This is a genomic window from Undibacterium sp. Tian12W (genome assembly GCF_049339405.1).
Taxonomy (GTDB): Bacteria; Pseudomonadota; Gammaproteobacteria; order Burkholderiales; family Burkholderiaceae_D; genus Undibacterium.
Window position 1 is genome coordinate 1 of the sequence record NZ_JBMPPK010000026.1, and the last position, 19,655, is coordinate 19,655.

The 19,655-nt window shown below is 51.1% G+C and carries 20 protein-coding genes; 14 read left to right on the plus strand and 6 right to left on the minus strand.

Features of this window, described 5'->3' with window-relative positions; genetic code table 11:
- Positions 1-338 precede the first annotated feature (338 nt).
- Entirely contained in the window at positions 339-2,033 is a 1,695-nt protein-coding gene (locus ACO0LI_RS26215; protein WP_423036355.1) for a thiamine pyrophosphate-binding protein, read from the plus strand.
- Between the two features lie 20 nt (positions 2,034-2,053).
- Here the strand turns inward: ACO0LI_RS26215 and ACO0LI_RS26220 are convergent, their stop codons facing one another.
- Positions 2,054-2,242 carry a hypothetical protein gene (locus ACO0LI_RS26220; protein ID WP_423036357.1) on the minus strand — a complete coding sequence of 63 codons (189 nt, stop codon included), beginning with the start codon at positions 2,240-2,242 and terminating at the stop codon, positions 2,054-2,056.
- Between the two features lie 85 nt (positions 2,243-2,327).
- Here ACO0LI_RS26220 and ACO0LI_RS26225 point away from each other — a divergent pair, with 85 nt between their 5' ends.
- Together ACO0LI_RS26225 and ACO0LI_RS26230 are read left to right on the plus strand one after the other, a co-directional pair.
- Positions 2,328-3,161: an alpha/beta hydrolase family esterase gene (locus ACO0LI_RS26225; RefSeq protein WP_423036359.1), complete on the plus strand. Its 834-nt coding sequence runs from the start codon at positions 2,328-2,330 to the stop codon at positions 3,159-3,161.
- 196 nt (positions 3,162-3,357) lie between these two features.
- Positions 3,358-4,266, plus strand: a complete 909-nt coding sequence (locus tag ACO0LI_RS26230) for a hypothetical protein (RefSeq protein WP_423036361.1) — start codon at positions 3,358-3,360, stop codon at positions 4,264-4,266.
- 268 nt (positions 4,267-4,534) lie between these two features.
- Here the strand turns inward: ACO0LI_RS26230 and ACO0LI_RS26235 are convergent, their stop codons facing one another.
- Positions 4,535-4,987, minus strand: coding sequence for a TM2 domain-containing protein (locus tag ACO0LI_RS26235; protein ID WP_423036363.1), 453 nt, complete (start codon positions 4,985-4,987; stop codon positions 4,535-4,537).
- Positions 4,988-5,171: 184 nt separating this feature from the next.
- Here ACO0LI_RS26235 and rpsP point away from each other — a divergent pair, with 184 nt between their 5' ends.
- From rpsP to ACO0LI_RS26280, 9 genes are all read left to right on the plus strand, one after another.
- Positions 5,172-5,423 carry a 30S ribosomal protein S16 gene (gene rpsP, locus ACO0LI_RS26240; RefSeq protein WP_110255824.1) on the plus strand — a complete coding sequence of 84 codons (252 nt, stop codon included), beginning with the start codon at positions 5,172-5,174 and terminating at the stop codon, positions 5,421-5,423.
- Between the two features lie 17 nt (positions 5,424-5,440).
- On the plus strand, positions 5,441-5,983 hold the full coding sequence (rimM, locus tag ACO0LI_RS26245) for a ribosome maturation factor RimM (protein WP_422953011.1): 543 nt from the start codon (positions 5,441-5,443) through the stop codon (positions 5,981-5,983).
- A gap of 25 nt (positions 5,984-6,008) precedes the next feature.
- Positions 6,009-6,755, plus strand: coding sequence for a tRNA (guanosine(37)-N1)-methyltransferase TrmD (gene trmD / locus ACO0LI_RS26250; protein ID WP_423036365.1), 747 nt, complete (start codon positions 6,009-6,011; stop codon positions 6,753-6,755).
- Between the two features lie 132 nt (positions 6,756-6,887).
- A complete protein-coding gene (gene rplS / locus ACO0LI_RS26255) occupies positions 6,888-7,271 on the plus strand; it encodes a 50S ribosomal protein L19 (protein ID WP_186947495.1) in 384 nt (127 codons plus the stop codon).
- Positions 7,272-7,396: 125 nt separating this feature from the next.
- A complete protein-coding gene (locus ACO0LI_RS26260) occupies positions 7,397-8,065 on the plus strand; it encodes a CoA pyrophosphatase (RefSeq protein ID WP_423036367.1) in 669 nt (222 codons plus the stop codon).
- 118 nt (positions 8,066-8,183) lie between these two features.
- Positions 8,184-9,134, plus strand: a complete 951-nt coding sequence (locus ACO0LI_RS26265) for a CobD/CbiB family protein (protein WP_423036369.1) — start codon at positions 8,184-8,186, stop codon at positions 9,132-9,134.
- 103 nt (positions 9,135-9,237) lie between these two features.
- Positions 9,238-9,807 (plus strand): GNAT family N-acetyltransferase, encoded by a 570-nt coding sequence (locus ACO0LI_RS26270; RefSeq protein WP_423036371.1) that lies wholly within the window; start codon positions 9,238-9,240, stop codon positions 9,805-9,807.
- Between the two features lie 58 nt (positions 9,808-9,865).
- Complete coding sequence (locus tag ACO0LI_RS26275) at positions 9,866-10,939, plus strand: acyltransferase family protein (RefSeq protein WP_423036373.1); 1,074 nt, start codon at positions 9,866-9,868, stop codon at positions 10,937-10,939.
- Between the two features lie 91 nt (positions 10,940-11,030).
- Positions 11,031-11,666, plus strand: coding sequence for a tetratricopeptide repeat protein (locus tag ACO0LI_RS26280; RefSeq protein ID WP_423036374.1), 636 nt, complete (start codon positions 11,031-11,033; stop codon positions 11,664-11,666).
- A gap of 172 nt (positions 11,667-11,838) precedes the next feature.
- On the opposite strand, the gene ACO0LI_RS26285 is transcribed toward ACO0LI_RS26280, so the two are convergent.
- From ACO0LI_RS26285 to ACO0LI_RS26300, 4 genes are read right to left on the minus strand one after another with little or no spacing between them, the layout of a single operon-like run.
- Positions 11,839-12,543 (minus strand): hypothetical protein, encoded by a 705-nt coding sequence (locus tag ACO0LI_RS26285; protein WP_422953004.1) that lies wholly within the window; start codon positions 12,541-12,543, stop codon positions 11,839-11,841.
- Between the two features lies 1 nt (position 12,544).
- A complete protein-coding gene (locus ACO0LI_RS26290; RefSeq protein ID WP_423036376.1) occupies positions 12,545-13,042 on the minus strand; it encodes an RNA polymerase sigma factor in 498 nt (165 codons plus the stop codon).
- A gap of 20 nt (positions 13,043-13,062) precedes the next feature.
- Positions 13,063-14,328, minus strand: coding sequence for an acyltransferase family protein (locus tag ACO0LI_RS26295; RefSeq protein WP_423036378.1), 1,266 nt, complete (start codon positions 14,326-14,328; stop codon positions 13,063-13,065).
- Between the two features lie 6 nt (positions 14,329-14,334).
- Positions 14,335-15,114, minus strand: coding sequence for a hypothetical protein (locus ACO0LI_RS26300; RefSeq protein WP_423036380.1), 780 nt, complete (start codon positions 15,112-15,114; stop codon positions 14,335-14,337).
- Between the two features lie 346 nt (positions 15,115-15,460).
- On the opposite strand from ACO0LI_RS26300, the gene ACO0LI_RS26305 reads away from it, so the two are divergent.
- Positions 15,461-17,689, plus strand: coding sequence for a peptidase domain-containing ABC transporter (locus ACO0LI_RS26305; protein ID WP_423036382.1), 2,229 nt, complete (start codon positions 15,461-15,463; stop codon positions 17,687-17,689).
- Between the two features lie 86 nt (positions 17,690-17,775).
- Positions 17,776-19,281, plus strand: coding sequence for an HlyD family type I secretion periplasmic adaptor subunit (locus tag ACO0LI_RS26310; RefSeq protein WP_423036384.1), 1,506 nt, complete (start codon positions 17,776-17,778; stop codon positions 19,279-19,281).
- Positions 19,282-19,655 lie beyond the last annotated feature (374 nt).

The following is a 19,655-nucleotide window of genomic DNA, read 5'->3' on the forward strand; positions in this document are numbered from 1 at the left end:
CAGGAAGATGAGCGTTACGACCAAATGAAATTGGGACTGTAGCCGCCTTTAGGCGGCTCAAGGGTTACCAGCGCCTTTGAGGCGCCCCAGCAATAAACCTCCGGCTTTGCCGGAGGTAATTTAATTTGCCTGTTGTAAAAAATGGCTCATTTATCTGAATGAGCCATTTTTTTATGGCGGTATCCAGTCTATTTTTTCTTTTATCCTCTGTGAATCCTGTGTGCGTTAGCGCATAGAGCATTGTCGTATTCGTCTCTATTATTAGTAATCGGCATCTTTTGCCTATTATTAATGCTGCCCGCCAAGATCGTGTGGCTGTCCCTGATGAGGAGTATCCCATGCAACAAACAGTCGCTGAGTTTTTGGTCGCTACTTTATATGACATTGGTGTGCGTCAGATATTTGGTGTCGTGGGCGATGCGCTTAACCCCTTTACTGATGCCATACGCCGCCACAAAGACATAGAGTGGATAGGCGTAAGGCATGAAGAAGGCGCCGCCCTCGCTGCTGCAGGCCAGGCCAAATTGACTGGCAAACTGGCCGTCTGTTGTGGCACCACCGGCCCGGGCGCCAATCACCTGATTGCCGGTTTGTATGAGGCGCACAAAGACCATGCGCCGGTATTGGCGATCTCTGGCGGCGTTCCTGCTGCCCAGCGGGGTAATGACTATCTGCAAGAAAATACACCTGATTTATTGTTCCGCGATGTTGCGGTGTATACCCAAACCCTGACAAATGCCGAGCAGGCCGCGCATATATTCCACCAGGCGATTGCGCATGCTTATGGCATGCACGGCGTGGCCCATCTGAATATTCCGCCAGACGTATTTTCTGCAAAAACCGATGCCAAAATGGGTAGCCTCGCCACTTTGCGCGCTTCGCCAGAAATGGCGGCTGATCCTGAAGACGTGGCCGTGGCAGTGCACCTGATCAAGCAATCAAAGAAAATCGCGATTTTTGCCGGCACTGGTTGCCGCTCGGCTGTCACGCAAGTGCTGCAACTGGCAGAACGCTTGCAGGCGCCTGTGATGCACACCTTTCGAGGCAAGGACATGGTGGTACACAATCACCCGCTGTGGATAGGCGGGGTCGGTCTGATCGGTGGTGCACCTGGTGTTGATGCCCTGCAAAATGCAGACATGGTATTGATGCTGGGTACAGACTATCCCTATACCGAATACCTACCGAAGAACGGCAAAGTGATACAAATCGATTTGCGTGCTGAGGTACTGGGGCGTCGCACTGGTGTGCAGCTCGGCATAGTCGGTGCCATCAAGCCCACTCTCATGCAGCTTCTTGAACAATTGCCACAGCGCGAAGAACAAGTTTTTTTGCAAACTGTGACAGAAGCTCGCAAAAAGTGGGATGAGATGCTGGACAAGAAAGCCGAGTTGGAAGACGGCAATGAACCTGTTAATCCACAAGCCCTGGCACGTAGCATCAGCAGACATGCGAAAGCAGATGCCGCCATCATTATTGATACTGGTGAAGTGACAATGTGGTGTGGTAACTGGCTGCAACAATCCGGCCAGCAAAGGATACTTGCTTCATTCAATAATGCCGCAGTTGGTACCAGCCTTGGCCAGGCCAATGGCGTACAGGCCCTGAACCGCGACAGGCAAGTCATCGTCGCGGTGGGGGATGGTGGCTTTACCATGTTGCTGGGCGAATTCATGACCAGCGTAGAACATCGCCTGCCTGTGAAGGTGGTGGTATTCAATAACCAGCAATGGGGCCTGGTGCATATTGAAATGGAAGAGGCAGGCTTGCCTGCAGATAAAGGCAGTACATTTCCGAATATGGATTTTGCTGCCTTTGCCGTCGCTTGTGGCGCATCTGGATTCACGGTGAAGAAATCGAGTGAACTGGAAGATGGCTTGCGCCAGTTGCTGGCGGCTAGCGGCCCGGCAGTCTTGAATGTGTTTATCGATCCTTCTGAATTGCCATCCATGCCGCATATTCATCTAGACCAGATCTGGCGGTTTGGCCTGGCGCGAGTGAAAGAAGCTTTGCTCGCCTTGCGCGGTGGCTGAGCAACTGAGTCACTAAGCCATTAAGTCAATAAGGGATAAATGACCAAGCGCACCAGCAAGACAGTATGGAGCAAATCCTTCAAAAGCATCTTGAACAAGATGACAAAAGCGGCAACGCGGACTGGTGCCAGTGCGATCAAAAAAACACTGGCAGCAGTTGTACCAAAGGTGACCAAGCGCAAGCCAGCCAGCTTAGTTAAGAGTGCCAAGCCACGCGCATCAGCGAAAACAAAAAAAACCACAAAGTCAGTGTCAAGCTCAGGCGCAGTTCAAAGGGCCAGCTTGGCCTCAGGTATGACACCTGGCATGGTTGGCTTGCGGCGCTATTACCTGTACCGGCCGCCCGGTATCACGCGCACTGAGCGTCTGCCTCTCATGGTCATGTTGCATGGCTGTTTGCAAGATGCCGGGGCACTGGCGGCCAGCAGCAAAATGAATCAGCTTGCTGCGCGTAAGCGGTTTCTCGTGCTTTATCCAGAACAAGAAAAACTCTCGAATGCCCAGGCATGCTGGAACTGGTATGACACCCGTTCTGGCCGCGCGCAACGCGAGGCGGCGTCCATTGATGCCGTGATTGATCAGGTACGCCTGTTGCAGCCTGTAGATCAGCAACGTATTGCAATAGCAGGGCTGTCTGCCGGTGCCAGCATGGCAGCCTTGCTGGCGGTGAGTCACCCCAGGCGCTTCTGCGCGCTAATCATGCATTCAGGCATCGCCACAGGGCTTGCCCATTCTTCAGCGACTGCCATCATGGCAATGCGCGGGCGGCGCTTGCTTCCAGCGCCTTTGCCTGCAGGTATCAAGCTGCCTGCCTTGCTGGTGATACAGGGTAGCAAGGACCGCATAGTCTTTCCTGTCAATGGCACACTGGCCGCGCAGCAATGGGCTATGCAGGCTGGTGCGAAAGCAGGCAAGCCGCGCACTGTGCAGCGCGGTGTGCGTTATCCATCCACGATGATTGACTATCGTGCGCAGGGGCAAGTCGTGGTCAGTTTGTGTGAAGTAAATGGGCTGGAGCATGCCTGGAGTGGCGGTGCCAAGGGGTTTGCTTACAGTGATCCCAAAGGGCCAGATGCCACCGCCATGATCTGGGCTTTTGCCAGCAAGCAGTTTGCTTATTCATCCTGATCAATTCTGATCGCTGTTGCGCAAATACATCTCCTGCTTTATCTGCAAAAAATCATTTCCCAGTGTTAAGCAACACACAGACGTAAAAGCTGGCATGACCTATTCTGAAGCTGTTCTCCGGTCATTTTTAATTAAGAAAAAAGCCTGAGATTTTATTGCGTAAGTCCTAACCAATTGAAAGCAGATGGATACCTATATGAATAACAATACTACTGAAGCAAACATGTTGGTAGTCACTCAAGAAAATGCATCCCGTACCGGCACTTCTGGTGTGTCCTGGGGTGCAGTAATTGGTGGCGCGGTGGCGGCAGCGGCGCTGTCGCTGATTTTGTTGATGCTGGGTGCCGGCCTTGGCCTATCCGCAGTATCACCGTGGTCTTATAACGCGACGGTGATGGGTATTTCCACCATCGCCTGGATAGGCTTCACGCAACTTGCAGCGTCTGGCATTGGTGGTTATATCGCAGGTCGCTTGCGCACCAAGTGGAGTAATGTGCATGACAATGAAGTGTATTTCCGTGACACAGCGCACGGCATGCTGGCATGGGCAGTTGCCTCGTTGTTGACGGTGGGCTTGCTCGCCAGTGCAGCGCAAAGCATGCTCAGTGGCGCAGCAGATGCCGCAGGCACTGCTGTGACTGCAACAGCAGCGGTAGCGGGTAATGCCAAGGTCAATCCGGCAGATTATTTTACGGATATGCTTTTGCGTACTGAGCAAACGGCGACGGCACCTGCCGATGGCGCTAGTGCTGGCACTGGCAATAGCAGCGGAGCTCGCATGGAAGTTGGCCGCATCCTGGCGACGGGTATCGCCAACGGTTCGCTGTCACCAGGTGACCGTGATTACCTGGCCAAGCTGGTTGCCAAGCGCACCGACATGACACAGATAGATGCGACAAAACGCGTTGATACTGTATTTAATCAACTGAACCAGTCAGTTACCGACGCAAAAAATACGGCCAAAACCGCCGCTGACCAGGCCCGTAAAGCTGCTGCAAACTCTGCGCTGTGGATGTTCGTGGCTTTGCTGCTGGGTGCATTCGTCGCCAGCCTGGCAGCAACACTGGGTGGTCGTCAACGTGACGAAGCACACGTGATTGTATAAGTCAGCAAAAATAAGTCAGCAAAAACATCTGCTTAAAACTCATCCCTGCTCCATAGCGGAGCAGGAGCAAACAACAAATTATTATTATCTGGAGCCTATCATGCGTTCAATCCTGCTTTTGTTACTCGGCATACCTCTTCCTATTGTTATTCTGATTGCCTTGTTTGTGCGTTAAAAAATATGCCTGCAATCAGATTGCAGGCGTTCAAATAAAAATGGCTCATCTTTACGATGAGCCATTTTCTTTGGGTGCTGCATTAGACATTCATCAGCCGTAGGCACCACCCGTATATAACAAATCAAAGGTACGTGCGATGGTGGCAATCAGTGCAAACGCGCCTACGGCCAATGTCAATACCAGCAACAATGCCAGCGGCCAGTTGGATTCGCTGGTTTTGCCGGATTTGCTATTATGGCGGGCATCCCATTTTTCATCTGGCGTCAGACCCATCACCAGCGCTTCCAGTATGGCAATCAAAAAAGACACTAGCAAAAAGCTGTATTGAACAATCTCGGGTTTGCCAAAATAGAAATAGTGAATCACCATGCTGATCGGCAGCGTGATGAAATGCAGCCAGCCCCATTTGTCTTTTTTGCCACCCAGGTAAAAGCGGTGCAAACCTATGGCGCCAAATAAAGCGGCCAGTAAAGTTGCCAAGGTTTTATTTTTATGTGGCGTTATATGATTGCTTATATCGTTGCTTGTATTTGTCGGTGTCATTGCAAAAACCATCAAAGTTGAAGCTGTAATTGTATGCGATGACGGTATAGTGTGTCTCAATAGTCACGCTGATCAATAAAATCACCCTTCGGCAAGGGAAAAGTGGGATAGTCCTTGCGACTTACTCAAGAAGCGGGCTATAATCTACAGCTTTTTCCGCGTTCAGACATTTTTTGGAAATATTATGGTCGTTATTCGTTTAGCTCGTGGTGGCGCAAAAAAGCGCCCTTTTTACAACATCGTTGCAACTGATTCCCGTAATCGTCGCGATGGTCGCTTTATCGAGCGCATCGGTTTCTACAATCCAGTAGCTACTGGCAATGCAGAAACAGTACGCGTTGCAGCTGATCGCCTGGCTTACTGGCAAGGTGTTGGCGCTCAATTGTCTCCAGCAGTTGCTCGCCTGGTAGCTCAGTCCGGTAAAGCAGCAGCTTAATTGCTGCAAGCTGTATCATGACTGCTGCAGTCCATGCTCCTGATGATCTGGTCCTGGTTGGCTATATCTCGGGAGCATTTGGTATTCACGGCTGGGTAAGGATACGTCCTTATTCTGCTGATGCTGACGCATTGATGTCAGTAAAAACCTGGTGGTTGGATAAGCCTGAGTTGCGTGATGTCGATCGTCTGGAAGTTAAAATCCAGGGCGAAGACGTAGTTGCGCGGCTGGTGGGTGTGCCTGACAGAAATTCCGCAGAAGCACTGAAAGGTGCAACTGTACACATTTCTCGCAAGCATTTTCCTGTCTTGGCGTCCGGTGAATTCTATTGGCTCGATCTGATAGGTTTGCAGGTAGATAATCTTCAGGGTGAGAATTTAGGTGTGGTCAGGGATTTGATGGACAACGGTGCGCATCCGATTTTACGGGTGGCGGCAGCGGATGTACCTGAAAATGAACTGGCGAAACACGAACGCCTGATCCCTTTTGTAGAAGCTTTCGTCAAGGAAGTCGATCAAAAAGCAGGCAAAATCCAGGTCGACTGGGGTAGTGATTATTAAGGTGATGAACTCAGAAGGCATGCACATGCAGTTTGATGTCATTACACTGTTCCCCGAAATGTTCGCTGCCATTACACAATCAGGTGTAACGAGGCGGGCTTTCGAGCAACAAAAATGCGAATTAAAGCTGTGGAATCCGCGTGATTTTACGACTGACAGACATCGTACTGTGGATGACCGGCCTTATGGCGGTGGCCCGGGTATGGTGATGCTGGCAAAACCCTTGCAGACCGCAATCGAGTCTGCCAAGGCACGTCAGGCTGTCTTGTCTGCAGTGGCACCCAAAGTGATCTATCTGTCACCACAGGGTAAGCCGCTGACACATGAAAAGGTCATGCAACTGGCGGCAACGCCGGGTCTGGTCTTGTTATGTGGCAGGTATGAGGCAGTTGATCAGCGCTTGCTGGATAATTACGTCGATGAAGAAATCAGCCTTGGCGATTTTGTCTTGTCTGGCGGTGAATTGCCAGCGATGGCCCTGATGGATGCTGTCATACGGCAAATCCCTGGCGTCTTGCATGATGACACCTCGGCAATACAAGACAGTTTTGTCAATGGCTTGCTGGATTGCCCGCATTACACCAGGCCAGAAATCTTTGAAGATCAAGCTGTGCCAGCCGTGTTAATGGGGGGTAATCATGCTGAAATCGAAAAGTGGCGGCGTCAGCGTGCACTCGAAGCCAGTCAGTTAAAGCGCCCGGATTTAATCATCGCAGCGCGTGCGGCGGGATTGTTAAGCCGTGCCGACGAAAAGTTTTTAAGCAGTTTGTAGTAATTTTCAGCTCTTGAGCTGAAATATTTAAGCGTGAATCTTCAATGATTCACATGTTAAACCCCATCCTCTACCGGGCATTAGCCAGAACCAGATTCTGCAGCGTCGGCAAGATGGTCATAGGAGTAAAAAATGGATCTGATCCAAAAATTAGAGCAAGAAGAAATTGCTCGCCTCGGCAAGAACATCCCTGACTTTGCGCCAGGTGATACAGTAGTTGTGAGCGTCAACGTTGTTGAAGGTACTCGCAAACGTGCACAGGCTTACGAAGGTGTAGTTATCTCTCGTCGTAACCGTGGTTTGAATTCCAACTTCATCGTCCGTAAGATTTCTTCCGGCGAAGGCGTTGAGCGTACATTCCAGTTGTACTCCCCACTGATCGCTTCTATCGAAGTGAAACGTCGCGGTGATGTACGTCGTGCAAAACTGTACTATCTGCGTGAACGCTCTGGTAAATCTGCTCGTATCAAAGAGAAATTGCCAGCACGTAAAGTTGTTGCAGCAAAAGCAGAGTAATATCTGTTCTAGCCGTATTGAAAAAGGATGCTCCGGCATCCTTTTTTTATTGGAAAATAGGCGACAAATGCTTTTTGCAATGCCAGCAAAAAATAGCCAGACCAACAATAAAGTTAATTGTCATTGTGAGTAAACAGGTTTTTGACCCTCAGACTTTCCCTATCCATTCCTTGGGTGAAGAAACGGCTGTGCCTGCGGCACATCTGTCACCAGCCTGGTTGCGTCAGCGTTTTTCGCAACAGCATGAATGGACGCCAGAAGTTGTCGATGAAAGTTTTTTCTCCAAAAACCTGCCTTTCCGGCTGGCCTCGGTCTTGATACCCATCGTCATGCATGATGAGGGCTTGACCGTGCTTCTCACTGAACGAGCTGCACACCTGAACCATCATCCCGGGCAAATCAGCTTTCCTGGAGGGCGTTTTGAGGAGGAGGATATTGATCCGGTGACTACAGCTCTGCGTGAGGCAGAAGAAGAGATAGGCCTGCAACGCGAATATGTTGAAATTCTGGGACGCCTGCCAGACTATAAGACAGGTACTGGCTATCAGGTTAGTCCCATCGTTTCATTGATCATGCCTGGTTTTCCGGTGCGTAGCGATCCCTCAGAAGTCGCCTCGGTTTTTGAAGTGCCGCTGGATTTTTTGATGGATGGCAAAAATCACCAGCGCCGCAGCTTTGATTTACCTGACAATGCAGGCAAACGGCATTTTTATGCTATGCCATACGAGCAGCATTTTATCTGGGGCGCAACGGCGGGCATGCTGCGCAATCTGTTTCATTTCCTGCGTGCATGAGTCTTAAGTTCTTGCCTTGAAGAACAAAGCTTCATAATCTGGGCAAATCGGTTTACACTTGCCGCATTTGCAAATTGATTGTTTGCAGCATTGCGCTGCAACATAAGCCCAGTCTATCATGACCTTTATTTCCATCCTGTTAGCGCTGTTGATTGAGCAGCTCAAGCCCTTGCGGGCAGATAACCCCATCTATACGCAAATCCAGACGCTGGCTGACAAAATCGAAGCCTCCTTCAATGCAGGCAAGGTCAAGCATGGCCGTCTGGGCTGGTGGATAGTCATCGGCTCGCTGACGCTGCCAACCGCACTTATCTACTGGCTGTGCCTGCGCCTGAACCCGATTGCCGCCTTGCTGTGGAATGTGCTCATCGTCTATCTGACCCTGGGTTTCCGTCGCTATAGCCATTATTTCACTTCGATACAACTGGCCCTGAGTTCAGGTGATGAAGATACCGCCAGACGTTATCTGGCTGAGTGGACGCATCTGGATACCACCGGCATGGAGGCCTCAGAAATTTCCCGCCTTGCCGTCGAACGTTCATTGATCGCCACCCACCGCAATGTATTTGGCGTGTTCTTCTGGTTTCTCATGCCTGTCGGCCCCGCTTGTGCTGTCATGTACCGTGCGGCTGAATATCTGTCGCGTGCCTGGAACGAGCCTGAGCATATGAAAAACGAAGAATTTGGTATCTATGCAGCCAAAGTCTTTTACTGGATAGACTGGGTGCCAGCCCGCCTGACCGCCGTCGCCTTTGCCGTGGTCGGCAATTTTGAAGATGCGGTTTACTCTTGGCGCAATTATGCTGACCGCTGGTCAGATGAGCTGGTCGGCATCATCCTGTCTGCCGGTGGCGGTGCCCTTGGCGTGCGTTTGGGCGAGCCAGAAGAAAAAGCCATGGTCTTGCAGGCTGATGCAACGGCAGTTGATGTTGATAGCCTGGAGCTGGAAAGCCAGCCTGGTGCAGAAGCTTCGCCACGTGCATTGCAAAGTGCAGTCGGCCTGGTCTGGCGGGCGCTGTTGCTGTGGATGCTGCTGCTACTACTACTTTCTTTCGCCGTCTGGATATAAATTGAGGCCCTGTTGAACAACAGGGCTTTTTTCATTGATCCAGTTGACTACCGGCTGTATTGCTCAGGCTATACTCGTGCTGTGTACATATTAACGATTTATAATGAAAAAAATCACTGCCCCCGGTATCTGCCTGCGTGCTTATGAAGCTGACGATGCGGACATGTTTGCTGCCGTAGTACGTGAATCGGTAGCGAGCGTTGGACGCTGGATGAGCTGGTGTCATGCTGACTTCAATAGTGACCACGCACGTGACTGGTTTGCTGCATGCGACAAAGGGCGGGAAGAAGGCACGGCCTATGAGTTTGGCATCTTTAGCGAAGATGGCAAGGAATTGCTCGGTGGTGCAGGCCTGAACATGGTCAGTAAATTGCATAATTACTGCAATCTCGGTTACTGGATCAGGCAGTCTGCGCAAGGACGGGGCATCGCCAGTCAGGCGGCGATATTACTGGCCGATGCAGGCTTTAAGCAACTGGGTTTTCACCGCATAGAGATTGTCGCTGCCGAAGGCAATGTCGCCAGCATTGCCGTTGCAAAAAAAATTGGTGCGCAACTGGAATGCATGGCACGTAACCGCCTGGTGGTTGGTGGTGTACCAGTGACAGCCGCCGTGCATGCATTGTTGCCGCAAGACTGGCAGGCCGACTTGAATTATCTGGTACAAAAATAAAAGCTTGCGGGCAGCAGCTTGCAGGCATCAGCCCGCTTGTTTCCATCTATGGAGATCCATGTCAGAGCGCAACACCAGCATCGATATTGCCAAAGGCATAGGCATCATCCTGGTTGTCTTTGGACATAACTGGATCATCGCGCATGATCATGGCGAGCTGTTCCGGATTATTTTTTCTTTTCACATGCCCCTGTTTTTCTTCTTGTCCGGGGCCGTCCTGCACCAGGATACTGGTTTCAAAGACTTCCTGGCCTTCAAGATTGATGCGCTGTTAAAGCCTTTTTTCGTCGTGCTGTCAACCTGGGGCCTGGCACGCATACTCTGGTCGGGTATCGATGCCCGCAGCTATTTTCTGGGTATGTTGTACGGCACAGGCAGTACCATAGAATGGGTGCCGCTGTGGTATCTGCCGCATTTGTTTCTGGCCATTATATTGGCCTGGATACTTTTGCGTCTGATGAACCGTCTGCGGCCCGGCATGTTGCTGCCCGCTCTGAGTATTATCGTCCTGTTAGCCCTGGGCATCATCATGACTCAGCAATTTGCCGGGATGGATAGCCAGAAGTTTGAAGGCCTCAATCTTGTGCTGGGTAACCGGCAGCACAATTTCCCCGGCTTGCCGTGGAGTCTGGATTTGGCGGGTATCAGTACTGCTTTCATCTTGCTTGGTTATGTCATGCATGAGCATGTCATGCGCTTTCGTTTCCAGCCCTGGGTTTTTGCGATTACCTTGCTCCTGTTCGCTGCTCTCCATTTCTTTTTTGATGAAACCATAGACCTCAACATGCGCCTGTATGGCAACTGGTGGGTTTCAACTGCCCAGGCCTTGCTGGGCATTTACCTGGTGCTGTCGTTCTCAAGCTGCCTGCAATATGCTGGCAAGCCGGGCAGGGCACTGGCATATCTGGGTATCAGCAGTTTATTCATCATGATTTTTCATTCATGGATAGAATGGAAAATATTTGGCCTGCTGTCGCGGGTGAGCACGTATGCCTACCTGAACGCCAGCCTGGCATTTGTGGCTGGACTATTGCTACCCCTGTTGTTATTGATGCTGGTCAAAAAGAACAAGTTCTTGCATAGCCTGCTCTTACCCAGTACTCATATACCTAAAGTGCATGGCAGTGCCTGATCAGATCGGGTGCATTTGCTTTTGCATATTGCGCTAAATTGATTATTAATTTGCGGTACACATACCAAGGTCAAAAAGGACAATGACTATCATGACCAGTGAGCTCCTCGATGAGATTTATAAACGTGCAGAATATCTGTCAAAGACAGATATTCATCCCAGCCATGTGGTAGAGCTTTTGGAAGTATATGTAAAATCACGACCGCAGCATGGCAGGGCTTGGTCACTCTATGGTGTGGCTCTCAAGGATCTGAGCCGGAATAAGGAGAGTTTTCAGGCCCTGATCACCGCCTATGAACTGGCACCCGAAACTTACAAGGGGTTCGTCGCAATGCAGATTGCCATACTGGTGCAGGATTTTCAGTCCCCCAAAGATGCATGTGCCTGGTTTGAGGCTGGTTGCAAGCATGCCGATATTGATCATGGCTGGCCCTGGATACTCAAGGGAGCAAACCTCATGTACATGGAGGAATTTGATGCAGCGATCATCTGCTTCGAGACAGCCTTGCGTGAAGACCATGACTTGAAAGATGAAGCCTATTTCAATTTGGGTCTGGCTTACCGCGCACAAGGCAGGTATGAACAGGCAATCGACTGTTTTAAAAGTGCACTACAGATTAATCCCGCTTATGAAGAAGCGATTAATGCACTCGCGGGGATGGATAACTTGCCTGATACATTCAGGCTGATAGCAGAGTACAGAAAAAATTCTGGTGAAATACATTAAATTAATTACTCAGCATATTTCAGCACATTCATGCGACTAATTTATTTGCCAGCCTGCCCCAAAGGCACACGGATATAACTGTCACTGATTAATTGCAATTCAAACGGCTGGCCTGCATCGGCAATCGTCTCATCACTGTTGTGACATAATTTATCGAAACTGACTTTAAAAATCAGCTGCCTTGATTGCTGGCGTGTGTGCTGAATTCTTCAGGCATTTCTTCAAACTGCGCAATCCTGGCCAGGAACTGGCGTGTCCGGATAATGTCATTGCCTGCCAACATATCGGTAAAAGCCTGGAAGCGGGCAGAGTGTTGCAAGCGGCCCGACAACAATTTGGACATGCCTATCGCCAGCGGGATGAACAAGAAACCACCTAACAGGCTGGGGCCTATGAAGTTAGAGGTTTTAAGGTACAGATCCACGCCAAACACACCCTTGAACAGCACCAGTATGAAAGGAATGAACCAGACTATCTGCCCCAGCAAAAATGCCCACTTGAGCAGACTCAGGCGCCTGGCCTTGTGTTCTGCCAGCTGCTTTTGCACGACAGTGACGGGCTGACCAAAATCCATATCCTGCAAGGCATGCCGCAAGCGGTGATTGCATATCGGCATGGCGATGGTCCATGCCAGCAGGGCAAACGCAGGCAAGGCAAATTGCCAGTGACTGATGTGGTGCGATAGAAACCAGATCAGGTAAATCAAGACTGGTGTGCCAGCGATGATTTCATATTTATCGGTCCAGCTCCATTTGGCGATATCGCGCCTGTGCTGCTCCAGCAAGGATAGGCGCAGCATCTGGGTATTCATTCTGACGGCTTGTTCCAGGCGCTGGTCGCGGGCTTGCCATTCGGCTTTCAAGAGATCGAGATTCATGTCAGCTACTTTCTGCAAAGCGGGTTTGCAATTTCTGTTTGATGCGCGTCATGCGCGTGGCAACATTGGCGGCACTCAGCCCCATGATGCTGGCGATTTCGTCATTGCTGTGGCCATCCATGAACAACATGATCAGGGCGCGGTTAAGTTCATCAAGCTCGCTGATGAGTTTATCAAGCGTGCGCATATTGTCACTCTGGGCGTTGTAGAGCTGGTCTGCCTCGGCTATGTCGAGACCAAATTCTTCCAGCGGCAGGGTATCGCGTACCTGTCGCGTTTCACTGCGGTAGTGTGAGATAGCGACATTCATGGCGATGCGGTACATCCAGGTAGAAAACAGTACCCGCTGATCAAAGCTGCGAAAAGATCGCCATAACTGCATGACCATGTCCTGCACCAGGTCACGCCTGTCTTCTGCCTGGCGGCAATAGCTATAGGCGAGCTTGTACAGCAGGCGTTTATGCGCGGCGAGTTGCTGCAAGAAGAGTTCTTCGTCCATATGCCCGTTCATATACTCGTTCATACACCTCGGCCCCGCGCAGGCCGCTGGCCATTCAAGAGCTTGCCTATCCACGTAAATCTGACCAGATAGTGATAACTGAGCAAAGCCACAGCCAGCGTCCCCAGCAAGACAGCTGCCAGTTTGATGGACCAATGCCATTCACTGCGCGATACCAAAGCCTGCAAAGCCATCACCAAAGGCAGGTGCACCAGATAAATCCAGTAAGACGCATCAGCCAGATAGCGTACGCGGGTATTTGCTTGCCCCATGCCGCTTAACGCCAGACCAGTCAAGCCAAAACAAAAATGCCAGGCAGCCGCCGCATATAGCCAGGCAAAAATCAATTTGCTTTCATCATGCACTGCCGGCACCAGTTTTGGTACCAGCCCTCCCAGATACAGGCAGATAGCCGTCATCAATAGTGCAAGGCTTAGATGCCAGCGCCAGCGTTGCTGCCACTGTGGCAATGTAGCAGTTGATTGCTGCAACATCCAGCCAAAGCCAAACGCCATGCCAAAACTGAGCCAGGCTGCCCGCCCAGGGTAGAGTGATTGATCTGGCGTAGGCACGCCAAACCAGCTCACCCAATAAGGCGTATAAAACAAGGCCAGCGCCACCGGCAGTGCCAGCAATATGGGGCCAAACCAGCCTGATATTACGGGCATGAGCCAGTCTGCACAGCGCCTCATTTGCGGCAAGATACCCAGTTGCCTGCAGACAGCCCAAAGACTCAGATAGACCACATACAGCAGTGTCAGCATATACAAAAACCACAAGTGCGCAAGCGGAAAACTGTCAGCCGTAAAAGCCGGTGGGGGCGGTGACTTTTGCGGCAGGCTGCCGCCATTGCGCACCCAGGCAGCCAGCACGATGGCGGCAACGATCGCTGCAAATATCACAGGCCAGCCAAGTAGCAAGGGCAGGGTGATGCGTTTGAACCTGTCCTTGATAAAACCAGCCCAGCCTTTCTTTTGCAAAACCAGGTGGGCAAAATAACCGGCCAGCATGAAGAACAAAGGCATCCTGAACATATGGATGACAAAAAATACCGGCCCCAGCAATACGGTTTTTTGATTGTCGCTGACCATCCAAAAGAATTTGGCGCCAGGCAAAAAAGAAATGCTCGCATGTAAAAGCACACCCAGCAGCAAAGCCCCGGCACGCAAGGCATCCAGGCCATGCAGGCGTTCGCTAGTTACTGCGGTTTGCACGGTACTGGCATGCGCTGGCGATATGGCAGGGAGGCCTGCATTATCAGCATCGATAGTGACATCGTTTTGCATGATGGTTCAGTTCGCCAAATTCGCAACGCGTTGAAACCGGCTGCCAGCAATTGCCGGATTATTTTCCACCGCATCCACCACCATGCTCATGCGCTGCGCAGAGCCTTTGATGCCTATCTCAAAACGATAAGCTACCATCAGGCCGTCATGCAGGCGATAGTCACTGGTATAGACTTCCAGCTCAGTCATGCGACCCATGACAGGGCGCTTTTGCAGGCGTTTGATTTCCAGAAAACTGTCAGCATCCAGATAGATAGTCGATTCACCCGTGGCAGGAATGCTGACCTTCAGCACATGCACGCGCCGCCCATCAAGCTTCTCTATACCCGCATATTGCAAGGGAAAGCCGAGCTTTTGCGCCGCCATCAGTATGCCGTCGAAATAACTTTCTTCGAGCATGGCAGGTAATTCTTCGGCTGATAAATCAACCGCCTTTTTGCCGCTAGTCAGAAAGGGGTCTATCTTCCACGCATCTTTACCATCATAAGCCGATACCTGTGTTTGCCCTTGCACCAGCACATCCCGTCGTAACAGGTTGGGGCGCTTTGCTTCTACTGTTACCGGTATTTCAAACGGCGCCATCCCTATGATGCGCAATTTAACGCGGCGCGACTGCAACTTGCCCACATCCCCCAGCGCTGCCAGATGCGCTTGCATCACGCGCTCCAATGTCATATTGGCAGTTGCTGGCAAGCTGGCTTTGGCAGGCTGCGCAAATGCGCTGCAAGACCAGCATGCATAAAATAAGACAAGTATAAAACCGCGCATTAAAATCAAACCGTACATGATATCTCCCAGAAATAATGAGTTCATGTCTAGCGAGCTTGATGCATAGCTTCGCTAAACCCTTGCACTGTTATTCGCAGGGGATAAGAAAAATTTACAGCTTCTATGAAATTATTTTGAGCGGCAGCGCGAAGCTATTTTGGGCTGGTGATGTGGTGAACGCAGAATACAAACAGGAGCAAGCAGAGTGAAAAGTTTCTTAATGAAAATTTCTACACGGAAATTGATCTTTGCGCAAGAAATTCACAAAATATTGCATTTTTTGTGAATATAAAGATACAATACGATACATATTGTAGGATCCATCCTACGGCATTAACCATTTTTCTCATTTTATCCATCCTTCATGATCTCTCATTCTCTAGACCGTAATGCCTGGTTCTGGGCATTACAGGGGCTTTGCGCGCTCCATCGCAAGCCATACTCCCCTGAACTGGCAGCGCAGCAGTTTGCTGCCCCTTACACCAGTGATGGTTTGCTGATAGCCGTCAAGGCTTATGGTTTCAATGCCGACACCCGCAAGTGCAAGGGCGGCAAATTGCAGCACGAATCATTCCCTCTCATCGCCTGGCTCAGCCCTGCACTAGAAACAGCAAGCGATATCAGCGATGTCGCTTTTCAAACCGAAGAGCGAAGTCCCACCGCGGGCGAACGACCGGACAAGTCAGAGCCTGCCTCCGCACCTGTCCCTACGTTAGTCCCCGCCCTGATCCTGCAAGCCGATACCAGCCAAGTCCTCATCGTAGAACCTTCAGACACCAGCCCTCGCAGCATACTTCTGACTGAATTTCAGCAGAGATACCAGGGCCAGATTACCCGCATTACCCCGCAAGCTGATCCGGCGGCAGACCCGGACAGTGACCAGGCCACCAGCCAGCAACGCAAATTCGGCTTTCGCTGGTTTATCCCTGAATTGCTCAAGCATAAAAAGCTCTGGCAAGAAATTTTGCTGGCTTCTCTGGTGATACAGCTGATTGCCCTGGCCACTCCCTTGTTCACCCAGGCCATCATCGACAAGGTTGTTGTGCATCACACCCAAAGCACATTGATCGTCATTGCTATCGGCATGGCCGTGTTCATGCTGTTCTCGGCAGGTTTGTCGTGGCTGCGCCAATACCTGATTTTGCACACCGGTAACCGCGTTGATGCCGTACTCGGCTCAGCCGTGTTTGAGCGCCTGTTCAAACTGCCACCTATGTACTTCCAGCACCGGCCCACAGGCGTCATTGCCGCCCGCCTACATGGCGTAGAAACCATACGCGAATTCATCGCCAGTGCTGGCGTTACCCTCGTGCTTGATTTGCCCTTCCTGCTGATCTTTGTCGGCATCATGTTCTACTACAGCGTTACCCTGACCCTGATCGCTTTAGCCATACTGACCACCATCGTCATACTCAGTACTGTTGTTGCCCCTTTGTTCCAGCAAAGACTGCAAGAGCAATTCCAGCTCGGCGCACGCAATCAGGCATTTTTGACCGAGTACATTGTTGGCCTTGAAACCGTTAAATCGCTGCAGCTAGAACCACAACTCAACAGCAAATACAGCGGCTTCCTCGCCAGCTACCTGCAGGCAGGTTTCGCCACCAAACAACTCGCCAACACCTACAACACCTTCGCCAACCTGCTTGAACAAATCATGAGCTTGTTGATACTGGCAATTGGTGCCTACACAGTCATGCATGACACTGCCTTTACCATCGGTATGCTGGTGGCCTTCCAGATGTTTTCTGGTCGTCTGTCACAACCCATGTTGCGTCTGGTCGGCCTGTGGCAACAATTCCAGCAAGCCAGCCTCTCCATAGACCGTCTTGGCGACCTCATGAACGCACCGGTAGAACCTTATTCGGTTATTCCTGCGCGCGATAGCAACAAGGCAGGCAGCATACAAATCCATAATCTCGCCTTCAAATATGGCGAGCATCTGCCCACCGTTTACCAAAACCTCGACCTGCACATACCTCAAGGCCAGACCATCGCCATCATGGGCCCATCTGGTTGCGGTAAAAGCACGCTTGCCAAACTCATGCAAGGCTTCTACCAACCTAGCCAGGGCCGCATCCTCATCGACAATGTTGATATACGCTACCTGTCTGCCAATGAATTGCGCAGCCACTTTGGCGTCGTGCCGCAAGAGACTACCCTGTTCTCAGGCACCATCTACGACAACCTGCAAATGGCCAGCCCCAATGCTGGGTTTGAACAAATCGTCGCCGCCTGCAAAATGGCAGAAATTCATAGTGTCATCGAAGGCCTGCCCAAAGGCTACCAGACAGAAATCGGTGAACGCGGTGCCGGTCTTTCAGGCGGTCAAAAGCAGCGCATTGCCATCGCCCGTGCTCTGCTCAAACGCCCCAGCATCCTCATCTTTGACGAAGCAACCAGTGCCCTTGACACCACCACGGCAGAACACTTCGCACAAACGATCAATGCCCTCAAAGGCAAAGTCACCATGCTCTTCATTACCCATGGCTTGCCCAAGGGTCTCAAGGTCGATGCCGTCTATCGCCTGACCCATGCTGGTGCCCAGCAAATGCACCCGGCACCGGTAGCTGTGCAGGCGAGTACCGCCGCATAGGGCAAGGCAAACAGGGCAAAGAAATAAGACAAGCCCGACAAAAAAACCCAAAATTGAGCAAGTAAAAATAAGACAGGTAAGCACCCATGCATCAAGTACCAATACCCCAGCCCGACCAGGGCATGACAACGCCAGATGCGGCGTCAGCGGCACCAACAACAGCGCAAGCAGCACAAGCAGCACAGTCCGCAGCACCAGAAAAGACCGCACCCAGTACCGCCAAAGTCATCCCCCTGCGCCCACCCAGCCGCTGGCATGACCCTTTGCATCTCATACAAACCCAGCAGCCCAGCCACATAGGCCGCATCGTCCTGTGGGCAGTCTGCGCACTCGTCTTTATTTTGCTGGTCTGGGCAGCCATAGGCCAGCTCGACATCATCGCCACGGCTGAAGGCAAACTCACGCCTCAGACCCTGGTCAAGATCGTGCAACCGGCAGAGGCAGGCGTGCTCAAAGAGATACTGGTACAAGAAGGTGATAGCGTCAAAGCCGGACAAGTTCTGGCCAGGCTCGATACCACACTCGCCAGTGCCGACAAAACCAGCATCAGCAGCGACCTCAATAGCCAGCAACTGCAAGTGCGCCGCATAGAGGCAGAACTCAGCAACCAGCCCATGCTCATCAAGGCAGGGGATGACGCCACCCGTTTCGCGCAAGTGCAAAGCCAGTACCAAGCCCACCGCAAAGCCTATCTCGACAGCCTTGATCAGGAGAGATCATTGTTGAGCCGCGCAGAACATGAACGCAAAAGCGCCACAGAAATTCTAAGCAAGCTAGAACAAACCCTGCCCACTTATAAAAAGACCGCAGACGCTTACAGCAAGCTCGAAAAAGAAGGCTATGTCGGCAACCTCGCCAGCGCCGACAAACAACGCGAAGCACTGGAAAAATCCAAGGACCTCGACGCCCAACACGCCAGCGTTGCCGCACTCAATGCCACCATTGACGCCCAGCAAAAAAAGCTCAGCCAGATCCAGAGCAACTACCAGTCTGAACTGCAAAAAGAACTGGCAGACATCCGTGCACGCATCGCCCAACTCCAGCCAACGCTGGACAAAAGCAATTACAAAGAAGGCCTGATGGAACTCAAAGCCCCGCAAGACGGCATCATCAAAGACCTTGCCACGACAACGCCCGGCGCAGTCGTGCAACCCGGCAGCGTAGTACTGACCCTCGTCCCCAAAGATGAGCAACTGTATGCCGACGTGCAAATCAAGAATGAAGATGTCGGCTTCGTACAAGTCGGGCAAGAAGCCCAGATCAAACTCGCTGCCTACCCCTTCCAGCGTTACGGCATGCTCCACGGTAAGGTGATACATGTCAGTGCAGACGCGACTGAAGTCAGCAAGCAAAACAGCAATCAAAGCACAGACAGCAACGGCAGCAATGGAAGTAACAACACCAGCATCGCAACCTACAAAGCCAGATTACAACTGAACCAGCAAACACTGATTGATGGGCAAGGGAGCAAACTCAGCACGACGCCAGGCATGCAGGTGGTGGCGGAGATTAATCAGGGCAAGCGTAGTGTGCTGGAGTACCTGTTGTCGCCGGTGCGGAAGGCGGTTAGTGAGGCGGGAAGGGAGCGGTGATTGTCATCGCTCATGAAAATATTTACTTAAATAAACAAAAATATTGAGCATATCAATTTGGTTCGTGTAATTGCACGAAGGATATTGGTAAGAATTAAATTTAATACATTTTTTAGCAAAACTCAAAACTTAGAAGAAACTTAATAGTTATGACAAACTCATCTGTAGCAGTCACATATACGAATCCGATTATCAAATATTTAAAATATGCCAATCTTCAATTAGCTGCTGAAGCCCTATATGGAAATCAACACGCGTTAGCTGGATCTACTTTTGAAGGTAGCATTGATATCGGCGTGCTTACAAAAGGGAATACTCGCTCCAGTCGATTTTCAGAAACTCAAGCAACAGAATTCGCCAGCAATTGGGATGTT